This is a genomic window from Proteus hauseri (genome assembly GCF_004116975.1).
In the GTDB taxonomy this organism is placed as follows: domain Bacteria; phylum Pseudomonadota; class Gammaproteobacteria; order Enterobacterales; family Enterobacteriaceae; genus Proteus; species Proteus hauseri.
Map to the genome: position 1 here is coordinate 2,318,276 of NZ_CP026364.1, position 13,378 is coordinate 2,331,653.

Below are 13,378 nucleotides of genomic sequence, written 5' to 3' on the forward strand. Positions count from 1 at the left end.
CCTGTAAAAAGCGACAGGCAGTGTTGTAATTTAATTAGCGAGCATTAGATTTGATAAATTGGCTCACTGAAGAGTCCTTTGCCATATCACTGACAAGTTCAGTTAAAACATTATTAATTGCAGCTGCGATTTTTTCGTTGGTTGCACCAAATGGGCCTTGAACGTTATAGCTAGTGCGGAATGTTTTGGTGGTTGAATTTCCTCTTGGCAAAGTAACAATAATGGATACATCAGCCATTGCACTAATGTTATGGCGCACGCTGCCTTCACCTACATCTGCTTTTAGTTTATTGATAGTAATAATGACATCTGCAGCAGCCGGAGAGCCAATCATAAAACCACGAGCAGTCATTTGCTTTTGTAGAATTTCTTGCATTAAAAAAGCCAAGTCACGAGTCGGTACAAGCGAATCCAACTTACCATTGCGATTAATTTCCGCTAAGGTTTGAGATGGACGTTTATCTTGGCTTGAGATATTCAGTGAAATTGGTCGCATAGTGGGATCTGCTGCCGGTACTGATAACTTAGGCTCTATTGTCAGTTTATTGGTCGGTGCAGCACAACCCGCAAGCATTGTTAATGCAAAAAAAGCACAGAGTAAATTTTTTATCATGGGATAATCTCAGTTAAATATATCTGCTGATTTTAGCAGCAGAAAGGATGATTAAATTGAGTCTATCATACCACTGCTAATGAGCCGCTAATATCCCCTCAAAAGATGAAATTATCTGATTTTATCAATTGATTTTATTTCAAATTAACGACTTTTATATCATGCCTTTTAACATTTTTAAGCCAAGTATTTTACTCAAGATGAAAAATAGGCGATTATCATCAGCAAAGTTGAAAAAAGTTAAGAGTGTTATTTTATCGAGGCAGAAATGATCCGTGATGATATTGAGAATAAGCTGATTTCACGCTTTTCACCGCATTTTTTACAAGTAATAAACGAAAGCCATCGTCATAATGTGCCAGATGGTTCTGAAAGCCACTTTAAAGTGATCATTGTCAGTGATACTTTTAATGATAAGCGCAGTGTTTCTCGCCATCGTGATGTATACCAAACACTAACACATGAGCTTGATAATGGTGTTCATGCACTCGCATTGCATACATTTACACTTAGTGAATGGAATGAGCAGCAAGATAAAGCATTACGCTCTCCAGGATGTCGTGGCGCAAGCCAAGAAGATTAACTAAGTTGTAGTTAACTGCATTCAAATTAATTCTAGGATGCGTATTTTTTGTTCTTTATGGGATGAAAAAGGAACGGTAAGCCCGTTTTCGCGAAAAAATTGCGGAATAAAACGGCTCTTTCTCGACTCACCCCCTCTAGATCGTTATAATGTCGCGTCTAATTTTCAGTAAGGTTTCGGGATGCTTCTGATATCAGGGATCCTCGTTTTTTTAAATGTGGCGGCCCCGGTTCTGAAACAAAAAGATAAGCGCGAATATGCAATGTCATACGCACTTCTTTAAAGTAGACCGAGCACTAAAACTTATTTTGAGGTAACAAGATGCAAGTTTCTGTTGAAACGACTCAAGGCCTAGGGCGTCGTGTCACAATCACCGTACCAGCCGCTGATATCCAAACTGCTGTAGACAGTGAACTGAAAAAAGCTGCTAAAACTGTTCGCATTGATGGTTTCCGTAAAGGTCACGTTCCAATGTCTATGGTTAAACAGCGTTACGGTATGTCTGTACTGAATGATGTTCTGGGTGATTTGATGCAGCGTAATTTCATTAACGCTATCATCGAACATAAAGTAAACCCAGTTGGCGCGCCTGATTACAAACCAGAGCAGTACAAAGAAGGCGAAGATTTTGTTTACGCCGTAGAATTCGAAGTTTTCCCAGAAATCGAACTGAAAGGTCTGGAAAGCATTGAAGTTGAAAAACCTGTTGTTACAGTAAAAGACGAAGATGTCGACAACATGTTGGAAACTCTGCGTAAACAGCAAGCTGAGTGGAAAGATAAAGACGGTGAAGTTGCAGCTGAAGATCGTGTAACTGTAGATTTCAACGGTTCTATCGACGGTGAAGAATTCGAAGGCGGAAAAGCTGAAGATTTCGTATTGGCAATGGGCCAAGGCCGTATGATCCCAGGTTTTGAAGATGGCGTTATCGGTCATAAAGCCGGTGAAGAGTTCACTGTTGATGTGACTTTCCCTGAAGATTACCATGCTGAAAACCTGAAAGGTAAAAAAGCACAGTTCGCTATTAACCTGAAAAAAGTTGAAGAGCGTGAACTGCCAGAATTAACTGAAGAGTTTATCAAACGTTTCGGTATTGCTGATGGTTCTATTGAAGGTTTACGTGCAGAAGTACGTAAAAATATGGAACGTGAACTGAAAAATGCAATCCGCACTCGTGTTAAATCACAAGTGATTGATGGTTTAGTTAATGCAAATGAAATCGATGTTCCTGCAGCCGCAGTTGACAGCGAAATCGAAGTTCTGCAACGTCAAGCAGCACAACGTTTTGGTGGTGATGAGCAACAAGCTCTGCAATTACCTCGTGAACTGTTTGAAGAACAAGCTAAACGTCGCGTGATCGTAGGATTACTGTTAGGCGAAGTGATCAATACTAACGAACTGAAAGCTGAAGATGAGCGCGTTAATGCACTGATCAACGAAATGGCTTCAGCTTACGAAGATCCATCAGAAGTTGTTGAGTTCTATAACAAGAACGAACAACTGATGAATAATATTCGTAATCTTGCGTTAGAAGAGCAAGCGGTAGAAAAAATCTTAGCAAATGCTAAAGTATCTGAAAAAGAAACTGGCTTCACTGAACTGATGAATCAAGTTCAAATGGGCTAATTTTTAACCGCGATTAACGGTTTGAAGCAAAAACCCGTGGTTTTTACCACGGGTTTTTTTCAGTTTATGTATTTTTATCAAATTTTGCCTTGAAATTTGAGCGATTATCTCCAGATAATTCTATATTCTCTTTATCACTCCTCGCGAGGCGCCTTGAATGTCTTGTGAGAGATTAGATCATTAGAAATGGTCATGATCAATTATCTCAAGTAAAATTGTTGTCATTGGCACCAATAAGAATGCAATAGGAGACAGACATGTCATTTAACGACTCACAGGAACAATTCGCACCTAATATGGCTCTGGTGCCGATGGTTATCGAGCAAACTTCGCGTGGAGAACGTTCTTACGATATTTATTCTCGTTTACTAAAAGAACGTATTATTTTTCTGACAGGTCAAGTCGAAGACCATATGGCAAATCTAATTGTTGCCCAAATGCTGTTTTTAGAAGCAGAAAATCCAGAAAAAGACATCAACTTGTATATTAACTCACCCGGTGGTGTTATTACTGCAGGTATGTCGATTTACGATACTATGCAATATATCAAAGCAGATGTAAGTACTATTTGTATGGGCCAAGCTTGTTCTATGGGGGCGTTTTTATTATCTGCTGGCGCAAAAGGTAAACGTATCTGTTTACCAAATTCACGCGTTATGATTCATCAGCCTTTAGGTGGTTACCAAGGTCAGGCAACAGATATTCAAATCCACGCACAAGAAATTTTAAAAGTGAAATCTCGTATGAATGAGTTAATGGCTCAACATACAGGTAAATCTATTGAAGAAATAGAGAGAGACACTGAGCGTGATCGTTTCTTATCTGCGAATGAAGCGTTAGAATACGGTTTAGTGGATAAAGTTTATACGCAACGTAGCTAATAAATTTAAAATGTTTCCTTTGTGTTTATAACGACACAAAGGAAATGAATATCTCCATTTATTGAAAAAGTCTTTCTTCTTCTTGTGAAATCACAGGAAGAATAACTAAGTGAGGTTGACTGATGACAGATAAGCGCAAAGATAGCTCAGGGAAGCTTCTGTATTGCTCTTTCTGCGGGAAAAGCCAGCATGAAGTGAAGAAACTGATCGCTGGTCCGTCGGTTTATATCTGTGATGAATGTGTTGATCTTTGTGTTGACATCATTCGTGAAGAAATAAAAGAACTGGCACCTCATCATGAACGCAGTGAATTACCAACGCCACATGAAATCCGTAAACACCTTGATGACTATGTTATCGGTCAGGAACTCGCGAAAAAAGTGTTGGCGGTTGCCGTTTATAATCACTATAAGCGTCTGCGTAATGGTGATAAAGCCAACGGTGTTGAGCTTGGAAAAAGTAATATTCTGCTAATTGGACCAACCGGTAGTGGTAAAACATTATTAGCAGAAACACTGGCTCGTTACCTTGACGTACCTTTTACAATGGCAGATGCCACAACACTGACTGAAGCTGGTTATGTAGGTGAAGATGTTGAAAACATTATTCAAAAACTCCTACAAAAATGCGATTACGACGTACAAAAAGCACAACGTGGTATTGTCTATATTGATGAAATTGACAAAATCACCCGTAAGTCTGAAAACCCATCAATAACACGCGATGTTTCTGGTGAAGGTGTACAGCAAGCATTGCTGAAATTAGTTGAAGGTACGGTGGCGTCTGTTCCGCCTCAAGGTGGACGTAAACACCCACAACAAGAGTTTTTACAGGTTGATACTTCTAAAATCCTCTTTATTTGTGGTGGTGCTTTTGCTGGGCTAGATAAAGTTGTTGCACAACGTTTAAATACCCATTCTGGCATTGGTTTTGGCGCAGAAGTAAAAAGCCAGAGTGAAAAAGCCAGTGAAGGTGAATTGCTTGCTCAAGTTGAACCAGAAGATCTGATTAAATTTGGTTTGATCCCTGAGTTTATTGGACGTTTACCTGTAGTAGCAACGTTAGGTGAATTAAGCGAAGATGCACTGATTCAAATTCTACAAGAACCTAAAAATGCACTGACAAAACAGTATCAGGCACTGTTTAATTTAGAGGGTGTAGATTTAGAGTTCCGTAAAGAAGCACTAACAGCGATAGCGAAAAAAGCGATGGTACGCAAAACGGGTGCTCGTGGTTTACGCTCTATTGTTGAAGCTGCATTACTTGATACGATGTATGATCTGCCTTCATTTGAAAATGCGCAGAAAGTTGTCATTGATGAAGGTGTTATCAATGGAAAATCTGAGCCGTTGATTATTTATAGTCAACCAGAAAATCAGGCATCAGGTGAATAATTCACCGTACATTGGCAATGTCTCTTGTCTGACATTATCTTTTTTCTCTCACTAAAAGAGTGAGAAAAGTAAGATAAAGCGCGCCAACGTGATAAAAATGAGGGATTTTTCCCTCATTTTGTTTTTTTAATGGGTAAGGCTATTGAATGTCAGAAAAGTGCCCTTATATATTTTGACAATCCGTGGAATTAATTTTATTTGGTGACATGCGAATAAAATTACCTGTAAAAGCGTTAAGCTAAAAACGAAGAGAGAGCTCTATGAATCCTGAGCGTCCAGAACGTATTGAAATACCTGTATTGCCATTACGTGATGTCGTTGTATATCCGCATATGGTGATCCCGTTGTTTGTTGGTCGTGAAAAATCAATTCATTGCTTAGAAGCTGCGATGAACGACAACAAACAAATTATGCTGGTTGCGCAGAAAGATGCATCTACTGATGAACCAGGTGTTAATGATCTTTTTTCTGTCGGTACAGTAGCATCGGTTTTACAGATGCTAAAATTGCCAGATGGAACAGTTAAAGTACTTGTCGAAGGTATTCGTCGTGCCAAAATTACGACGCTATCGGATAACGGTGAATATTTTCAAGCGAAAGCAGAGTACCTTGAAACTCCCGATGTTGATGAGCGCGAACAAGAAGTACTAAATCGTACTGCGATTAATCAGTTTGAAGGTTATATCAAACTGAATAAAAAAATTCCGCCAGAGGTATTAGCCTCTTTACATGCTATTGAAGAATCAGCGAAATTAGCAGATACCATTGCTTCTCATATGCCGCTGAAATTAAAAGATAAGCAAGCTGTGCTGGAAATGTCTGATGTTACTGAACGCCTTGAATATTTAATGGCGATGATGGAGTCAGAAATCGATCTGCTACAAGTTGAAAAACGCATTCGTAACCGCGTTAAAAAGCAGATGGAAAAAAGCCAACGCGAGTACTATCTCAATGAGCAGATGAAAGCAATTCAAAAAGAATTAGGCGAGATGGATGATGCGCCTGATGAAATGGAATCGCTAAAACGTAAAATTGATGCTGCAAAAATGCCAAAAGAGGCAAAAGAAAAGACAGAAGCAGAACTTCAAAAATTGAAGATGATGTCGCCAATGTCTGCAGAAGCAACAGTGGTACGTAGTTATATCGATTGGATGGTTCAAGTTCCGTGGAATAGCCGTAGCAAAGTGAAAAAAGACTTAGTGAAGGCGCAAGAAGTACTTGATACGGATCATTATGGCTTAGAGCGTGTTAAAGAACGTATTCTTGAGTATCTCGCAGTACAGTCACGGGTCAGCAAAATTAAAGGCCCAATTCTGTGCTTGGTAGGGCCTCCTGGGGTGGGTAAAACCTCGCTGGGTCAATCTATTGCTCGTGCGACAGGTCGTAAATATGTTCGTATGGCATTGGGTGGTGTGCGTGATGAAGCCGAGATCCGCGGTCATCGTCGTACCTATATTGGTTCAATGCCGGGTAAACTTATCCAGAAAATGGCGAAAGTTGGCGTTAAAAACCCACTTTTCTTGTTAGATGAGATTGATAAAATGTCATCGGATATGCGTGGTGATCCTGCATCTGCATTGTTAGAAGTGTTAGATCCAGAACAAAATATCGCATTTAATGACCATTATCTGGAAGTAGATTACGATCTTTCTGATGTGATGTTTGTGGCAACGTCTAACTCCATGAACATTCCAGCTCCGCTGCTAGACCGTATGGAAGTTATCCGCTTATCGGGTTATACCGAAGACGAAAAGCTTAATATTGCTAAACAGCATTTGCTGCCAAAACAAATTGAGCGTAATGCGCTGAAAGAGAGCGAGCTGAAGATCCATGACAGTGCAATTATGGGGATTATCCGTTATTACACGCGTGAAGCGGGCGTACGTAGTTTAGAACGTGAAATTTCTAAACTGTGCCGTAAAGCAGTTAAACAATTGCTGATGGATAGCACCATAAAACATATTGAGATTGACGAAGATAATCTCAAAGACTACTTAGGTGTACGTAAAGTTGACTACGGTCGTGCTGATACGGAAAACCGAGTTGGTATGGTAACAGGCTTAGCGTGGACTGAAGTTGGTGGTGATTTACTGACCATTGAAACTGCGAGTGTTCCGGGTAAAGGTAAACTAACCTTTACAGGTTCATTAGGTGAAGTAATGCAAGAGTCAATTCAAGCAGCGATGACCGTTGTTCGTGCTCGAGCTGATAAACTTGGCATCAATGGCGACTTCTATGAAAAACGTGATATGCACGTACACGTGCCTGAAGGTGCGACACCAAAAGACGGCCCAAGCGCAGGTATTGCCATGTGTACAGCGCTGGTTTCCAGTTTAACCGGAAATCCAGTTCGTTCGGATGTTGCAATGACGGGTGAAATTACGTTACGTGGGCAGGTATTGCCTATCGGTGGATTAAAAGAAAAGTTACTTGCAGCACATCGTGGTGGAATTAAGACTGTTCTTATCCCTGATGAAAACAAACGTGATTTAGAAGAAATTCCTGAAAATATTGTTGCGGATCTGGATATTCACCCAGTGAAAACAATTGAGGAAGTTTTATCGTTAGCTCTGCAAAATTCGCCGTTTGGCATGGAAGTAGAGACTAACAAATCTCACTAAATAGTGATGTTAGTCATAAATTATAGCTAAAAGTAAGGCTGGATAAGCAATAAAAGCTTGCCAGCCTTTTTTTGTGTCGCTAATTTAATGAGGATTTTAATTAATAATGCTGTTTTATCGGTCTTGCTATATCTAAAAAGGCTTGATATAACGACGTTTGCAAAATTTACCATTATTGGTGAAAAATAACGCATAAAATTATGGGGATGAAAGCGTGAACAAAACTCAACTGATCGACAAAATCGCTGCAAATGCAGATATCTCAAAAGCAGCTGCAGGTCGTGTTGTAGATGCACTGGTTGCTTCAATCACTGAATCTTTACAAAAAGGTGATGATGTAGCATTAGTAGGTTTCGGTACTTTCACTGTACGTGATCGTGCTGCGCGTACTGGCCGTAACCCACAAACGGGTAAAGAAATTCAGATTGAAGCTGCAAAAGTACCTGCATTCCGTGCTGGTAAAGGCTTAAAAGACGCAGTAAATCAGTAATATTTTGAGCGTTATCTCTACACACTTGTAATAACAATATTGTTATGAGTAGACAGAAAGCGTATCAATTAAGAAATTAAGCGCATCTTAAATAGATGCGCTTTTCTTTTTTTAGGTTCTAAATAGCGATTAAACCTTGTATTCTCTGGCGATAACGCGTGAAACTAGAGTAGTCATTTGATAGAATAGCGCGTTGTTCTATAACTGAAATAGGCAGCAATGAATGATTCAGTGGTTAGTTAAATGATTGTGTTAATCAATGAATCAAATAATGCTGTTTATTTTGTTCCTGGTTATAGACTGTGCATGTTAAGGCTGTACGTTTAATACGGGACTGGCTATTTCTATGGATTGTCGCGTGGTGTGACATTTTGATATTAGGCCAGCAATGAGCATATTATTTTTCGCTGTGCTCAAAATAGTCGTGCAACACTGATAAAAATAATTTTTTATTTCACCAAACGGAGCCTAGTCTCGTTATGATGGACAACATTCGTTCAACTGCTAATAATCCATTTATCAAGGTATTACTGGCTGTGATCATCCTCTCTTTCGTCCTAACTGGTGTGGGCGGATATTTATTTAGTTCAGGCGTTAATGATGCTGCAGAAGTTAATGGGCAAAAAATTAGCCGTTCTCAGTTAGAACAGACTTATCAGCAACGTCGTGCTCAATTACAACAAGATATGGGTGAGAATTTTGCCGCACTTGCTTCATCAGAAGAAGGGCAAAAATTAATTCGTCAACAATCTTTAGACTTGCTAATTAACCAAGCATTACTTGACCAATTTGCGCAAGAGCTTGGTATTTCAGCGGGCGATCAGCAAATTAGAGATGCAATCTTTGCACTGCCTTACTTTCAAACTGATGGCAAATTTGATAATAAAAAATATGTCGATTTATTGAAAAGTAACCATATTGATGCAGATGCTTTTGCTGAAGGTATTCGCCAAAACTTAATTAATCAGCAACTTAAATATTCAATTCAAGGTACTGATTTTGCGTTAGCAAGCGAAGTCAATTCATTTGCAGGCTTAATGTTACAAAGCCGCAATGTGCGCTTAGCAACATTAGATATTCAATCATTCCTTGAAAAACAAACAGTAACAGACGAAGAAATCAAAGCGTTTTATGAGCAAAATGCTCAGATGTTCGTTGCACCAGAACAAGTTAAAGTTAGCTATATTCAACTGAATGCACAAAAAGACCTTAGCAATATCAATATTTCTGATGAAGAAGCTAAAGTTTATTACGACAGTAATATCAGTGAATTTACAGCGCCGGGTCAGAAAAAATATAGCATTCTTGTTTTAGCTGATGAAGCTGCCGCAAAAGCTGCTGAAGAGGAACTGAAAAAAGGTGCTGATTTCATTACATTAGTGAAAGAGAAATCAATAGATACCTTTTCAGCTAAACAAAATGGTTCTTTAGGTTGGATCACTATTGGACAAGAATTACCTGAACTCGCTAACGCAAGTTTAACTGAAGTAGGACAAGTCTCTACACCTGTTAAAATTAGCAATGGTTATGCTATTTTCCGTCTAGATGACATGAAAGCCTCTGTAGTTAAGCCTTTTGCTGACGTTAAAGATGACTTAATTGCGAAAATGCGTGAAAACAAATCTATTGATGATTTTTTTGCGCTGCAACAAAAAGTAAGTCAAGCGGCATCTAATGACAACGATACGTTAGCACCAGCGGCTACAGCTGGAGATGTAACTGTTGTTGAGACTGATTGGTTTGATGAAAATACTGTTCCTGCAGCACTGAGCAATGAAAAACTGACTCAGTTAATTTTTGGTGGCTCATTAGTTGATGAAAATGGCCCAACAGGAATGAACTCAGACATGATCACGCTAGGCAATGACAGCGCATTTATCGTGCGTGTTGAAGGTTACAAACCTTCAGCAACTGAGCCACTAGATAAAGTTCACGACAAAGTGGCTCTTTTAGTAAAACAGCAAAAAGCCTCTCAGATGATGAATACTGAAGCTCAGAAATTATTGGCTGCGTTAAAAGAAGGTAAAGGCGAAGAAGCAATGAAATCGGCCAATATTTCTTTTGGTGAAGTTGAAAGTATTGTTCACTCATCAGCAACAGATGCAGTACAAAGCGCTATTTTTGCTATGCCAAAGCCGGTTGAAGGCAAAAAAGAATATGGTATGTCGAATGTACCAGGAACCAAAGTGGTTCTTATTCAATTAGACAGCGTTACAGAGGGTAAACCCACACCTGAACAGTTAGAGTTTATGACTAACCTGTATCGCGCTCAAATGGGTGAGGATGCGCTACAGTTAATGCTGAGTGATTTAAGAGGAAAAGCAAAAATTGAAATCTTTGATAAAGATTATCAATAATTATTACTCTATGTATTAATTTTAAAACCCAGCGTGAAGCTGGGTTTTTTTTATATTTAAAAAGGTATTCGCTAAATTCGCTAAAATAAAAAATAATATTTGAGAGAAATTCCGACACTTATTTGCAATCTTTGCAGGTTATTTTTTTATTTTTTCTAGCATCTTCGAGTTTTTTATTTCCAGTTATTGTCTATTTATTGAAATATTGGCACTATTTTTTTGCACTCAATGGCGAATATTTACCATTGATTAGCAAGGTATTTTCTATAAAAAGGAGATTATTTATATGGATAAGAAAATAGTATCAACATTTATAACATCAATTTTTTTTGCTTTGGGACTTGGTATGTCATCTATTGCTTATGCAAACGAGAATATATCGATAAACACTGCAACAACGATCCCTATTGAACGAGTAACGTCAAACACAGAACAACAAACACGAACGGCCTCTGAGGATAAAATTGATTTAAATAAAGCGTCAATTGATGAGTTAATAACTTTACGAGGGATAGGCAAAGCAAAAGCTCAAGCGATTATTGATTACCGCGAAAAGTTAGGAAATTTTACTTCAATAGATCAGTTAGAAAAAGTCTTTGGTATCAGCTCAAAGTTGATTGAGCAAAACCGAGATTTTTTAATGATTAGCGAATAGTATCTGTATTCGCGGATCTACTAATTGGTAATTATTCATCTGATATTAATTATTTTTGCATAATATATTGATCTAATTTACGTGTTCCTTTATTTGACTTTGATATAAGGAACACAATTTTTGAGTATAATGTGTTTATATCTTATGGAATAATAAAATAATTGCTATTGGTTGTGACTTACCCTAAATTTTGACTATATTTATTTTTATTGCACATAGCTTCATCACAATAAAGTATATGATTATAATCAAGAGGTAATAAAGTTTTATGAGTACATTAATTAAAGTTTATGGATTTCATCTTGATATTTTTGAACACGTTAATAATGCTCGTTATCTTGAGTTTTTAGAGCAAGCTCGATGGGATTGGATAGAGCAACATTTAGATTTTTCTTGGTTTAAGCGCAATGGTGTAGCACTTGTGGTCGCTAACATCAATATTAATTATCGAACACCAGCAAATCTAGGCGATGAATTAATTGTTGATTGCAATGTAGCCGAAATTGGTGTCAAAAGTGGTGTTCTTTCTCAAAAAATAGTACGAAAAAAAGATGGTGTTCTCATTTCAGATGCTTTAGTCACATTTGTCTTAATTGATATTAATACGAAAAAAGCTTTAATGCTAACCGACCAATTAAGAGAAAAACTAGAGTATGTACGGCAATCATCAGATAAATAAAATATAACCGTCTTTAGCAGAATTAATAAATTAATACAGTGATGGTGAAAAAACATTATCACTGTATTAAAAAGTTATTAGCTATTAATAAAATCAAGCACAATAACTTTATATTGATTACTTATCTTTTATTTTAAACCTATTTTTTCTTTCATACTTTTTAATATGCTGTCTTTGTTTTGTAAATAAGTCATCAAACCGCGCTGTCTTAAATGGCAAGCCGCACATTCGCCACATCCATCACCTTGAATGCCGTTATAACAAGTTAAAGTATTATGGCGAATAAAATCCAATCTGTGAAAGTAATCTGCTAATGCCCAAGTTTGTGCCTTATCTAACCACATTAAAGGAGTAATAAATTTAATATCACGAGCAATACCTAAAGAAACGGCATGATTTAATGCTTTAACAAACTCATCTCGACAGTCGGGATAACCAGAGAAATCTGTTTCACAAACACCAGTAATTACACTTTCAGCACCAATTTGGTAAGCATAAATAGCGGCTAAAGTAAGAAAAAGAATGTTTCTTCCAGGTACGAAAGTACTTGGAATACTACTTTCTTCACTTTCTTTAAAATCAGGTACCGGAATGTTGTCACGCGTTAAGCTACTAATGGCAAGCTCGTTTAATAAACTAACATCTAATACTTTATGAGCTACAACACCAAGTAATTGACTCACTTTTTGTGCTACCTCAATTTCTTCTTTATGACGTTGCCCATAATTGAAAGTGATGCAATAAACTTCATCGTATTGTTCTATTGCTTGAATAAGACAAGTTGTTGAATCTTGTCCACCACTAAAGACAACGACGGTTTTTTTCATCAGAATACTCCTGAATATTGAGTTTTTATAAGGGTTAATACGCACAAAGTAGCCAATATTATGGCAATTTATTACCGATTTTTCAGCAGATGATTATTCTTATAGTAAAGGGGTAGGTTATCATTAGTTTTTGTAGGGGCATATTGTGAAGGAGTATCTATGTTAGATAAGATTGACCGGAAATTATTAGCGCTATTACAGGAAGATTCTAGCCTCTCACTTAATACACTGGCAGAGGCGGTTAATCTAACCTCAACACCTTGCTGGAAAAGATTGAAAAGACTTGAGGACGAAGGTTATATCCGCAAGCGTGTTGCATTACTCGATAGTGAAAAAATTGGGCTAGGTCTAACAGTTATTGTTATGATAAGAACGCAGCAACATAATAGCGAATGGTACGAACAATTTGTTTCATTTGTTAAGCAGATGCCAGAAGTACTGACATTCTATCGAATGGCGGGTGAGTGTGATTATCTAATGCATGTTGAAGTTGTAGACATGAAAAGTTACGACCTATTTTATAAACGTATGGTTAATGGTGTGCCGGGTCTTATTGATGTAACTTCTAACTTTGCAATGGAAAAAATTAAATACACAACGGCAATGCCGATACCTGATTAAGGTTCATCTTCTACCAACTGGCAATTTTATT

General features: G+C 37.8%; 12 protein-coding genes. 10 read left to right on the forward strand and 2 right to left on the reverse strand.

Going from position 1 to position 13,378, the window contains the following annotated elements:
* Nucleotides 1–34: 34 nt before the first annotated feature.
* Nucleotides 35–613, reverse strand: a complete 579-nt coding sequence (locus tag PH4a_RS10550; RefSeq protein WP_129039639.1) for a YajG family lipoprotein — start codon at nucleotides 611–613, stop codon at nucleotides 35–37.
* A gap of 268 nt (nucleotides 614–881) precedes the next feature.
* Between PH4a_RS10550 and bolA the strand changes: the two genes are divergently transcribed.
* The 9 genes from bolA (at nucleotide 882) to PH4a_RS10595 (ending at nucleotide 11,899) form a co-directional block, all read left to right on the forward strand.
* Nucleotides 882–1,196, forward strand: coding sequence for a transcriptional regulator BolA (bolA, locus tag PH4a_RS10555; protein WP_129039641.1), 315 nt, complete (start codon nucleotides 882–884; stop codon nucleotides 1,194–1,196).
* A gap of 321 nt (nucleotides 1,197–1,517) precedes the next feature.
* The gene (gene tig, locus PH4a_RS10560) at nucleotides 1,518–2,822 is read left to right on the forward strand and encodes a trigger factor (RefSeq protein WP_064719049.1); all 1,305 of its coding nucleotides are present in this window, start codon (nucleotides 1,518–1,520) and stop codon (nucleotides 2,820–2,822) included.
* Nucleotides 2,823–3,079: 257 nt separating this feature from the next.
* Complete coding sequence (gene clpP / locus PH4a_RS10565) at nucleotides 3,080–3,703, forward strand: ATP-dependent Clp endopeptidase proteolytic subunit ClpP (protein WP_064719050.1); 624 nt, start codon at nucleotides 3,080–3,082, stop codon at nucleotides 3,701–3,703.
* A 122-nt stretch (nucleotides 3,704–3,825) separates the two neighbouring features.
* Nucleotides 3,826–5,097, forward strand: a complete 1,272-nt coding sequence (gene clpX / locus PH4a_RS10570) for an ATP-dependent protease ATP-binding subunit ClpX (protein WP_129039643.1) — start codon at nucleotides 3,826–3,828, stop codon at nucleotides 5,095–5,097.
* Nucleotides 5,098–5,357: 260 nt separating this feature from the next.
* Nucleotides 5,358–7,718 (forward strand): endopeptidase La, encoded by a 2,361-nt coding sequence (gene lon, locus PH4a_RS10575; protein WP_064719052.1) that lies wholly within the window; start codon nucleotides 5,358–5,360, stop codon nucleotides 7,716–7,718.
* A gap of 214 nt (nucleotides 7,719–7,932) precedes the next feature.
* Nucleotides 7,933–8,208, forward strand: a complete 276-nt coding sequence (hupB, locus tag PH4a_RS10580) for a nucleoid-associated protein HU-beta (RefSeq protein ID WP_036911695.1) — start codon at nucleotides 7,933–7,935, stop codon at nucleotides 8,206–8,208.
* Between the two features lie 479 nt (nucleotides 8,209–8,687).
* Nucleotides 8,688–10,565 carry a peptidylprolyl isomerase gene (gene ppiD / locus PH4a_RS10585; RefSeq protein ID WP_129039645.1) on the forward strand — a complete coding sequence of 626 codons (1,878 nt, stop codon included), beginning with the start codon at nucleotides 8,688–8,690 and terminating at the stop codon, nucleotides 10,563–10,565.
* A 286-nt stretch (nucleotides 10,566–10,851) separates the two neighbouring features.
* Nucleotides 10,852–11,220: a ComEA family DNA-binding protein gene (locus PH4a_RS10590; RefSeq protein WP_244212873.1), complete on the forward strand. Its 369-nt coding sequence runs from the start codon at nucleotides 10,852–10,854 to the stop codon at nucleotides 11,218–11,220.
* Nucleotides 11,221–11,488: 268 nt separating this feature from the next.
* Complete coding sequence (locus tag PH4a_RS10595) at nucleotides 11,489–11,899, forward strand: acyl-CoA thioesterase (protein ID WP_129039649.1); 411 nt, start codon at nucleotides 11,489–11,491, stop codon at nucleotides 11,897–11,899.
* Nucleotides 11,900–12,027: 128 nt separating this feature from the next.
* Here PH4a_RS10595 and queC read toward each other — a convergent pair whose 3' ends face one another.
* Entirely contained in the window at nucleotides 12,028–12,726 is a 699-nt protein-coding gene (gene queC, locus PH4a_RS10600) for a 7-cyano-7-deazaguanine synthase QueC (RefSeq protein WP_129039651.1), read from the reverse strand.
* 159 nt (nucleotides 12,727–12,885) lie between these two features.
* On the opposite strand from queC, the gene PH4a_RS10605 reads away from it, so the two are divergent.
* The gene (locus PH4a_RS10605; protein ID WP_064719057.1) at nucleotides 12,886–13,347 is read left to right on the forward strand and encodes an Lrp/AsnC family transcriptional regulator; all 462 of its coding nucleotides are present in this window, start codon (nucleotides 12,886–12,888) and stop codon (nucleotides 13,345–13,347) included.
* The last annotated feature ends 31 nt before the right edge of the window (nucleotides 13,348–13,378 follow it).

Excerpts from the sequence above, each read along its gene's own strand:
- PH4a_RS10550 (WP_129039639.1), bottom strand. The coding sequence starts at position 613 with ATGATAAAAAATTTACTCTGTGCTTTTTTTGCATTAACAATGCTTGCG.
- bolA (WP_129039641.1), top strand. The coding sequence starts at position 882 with ATGATCCGTGATGATATTGAGAATAAGCTGATTTCACGCTTTTCACCG.
- tig (WP_064719049.1), top strand. The coding sequence starts at position 1,518 with ATGCAAGTTTCTGTTGAAACGACTCAAGGCCTAGGGCGTCGTGTCACA.
- clpP (WP_064719050.1), top strand. The coding sequence starts at position 3,080 with ATGTCATTTAACGACTCACAGGAACAATTCGCACCTAATATGGCTCTG.
- clpX (WP_129039643.1), top strand. The coding sequence starts at position 3,826 with ATGACAGATAAGCGCAAAGATAGCTCAGGGAAGCTTCTGTATTGCTCT.
- lon (WP_064719052.1), top strand. The coding sequence starts at position 5,358 with ATGAATCCTGAGCGTCCAGAACGTATTGAAATACCTGTATTGCCATTA.
- ppiD (WP_129039645.1), top strand. The coding sequence starts at position 8,688 with ATGATGGACAACATTCGTTCAACTGCTAATAATCCATTTATCAAGGTA.
- PH4a_RS10590 (WP_244212873.1), top strand. The coding sequence starts at position 10,852 with ATGGATAAGAAAATAGTATCAACATTTATAACATCAATTTTTTTTGCT.
- PH4a_RS10595 (WP_129039649.1), top strand. The coding sequence starts at position 11,489 with ATGAGTACATTAATTAAAGTTTATGGATTTCATCTTGATATTTTTGAA.
- queC (WP_129039651.1), bottom strand. The coding sequence starts at position 12,726 with ATGAAAAAAACCGTCGTTGTCTTTAGTGGTGGACAAGATTCAACAACT.
- PH4a_RS10605 (WP_064719057.1), top strand. The coding sequence starts at position 12,886 with ATGTTAGATAAGATTGACCGGAAATTATTAGCGCTATTACAGGAAGAT.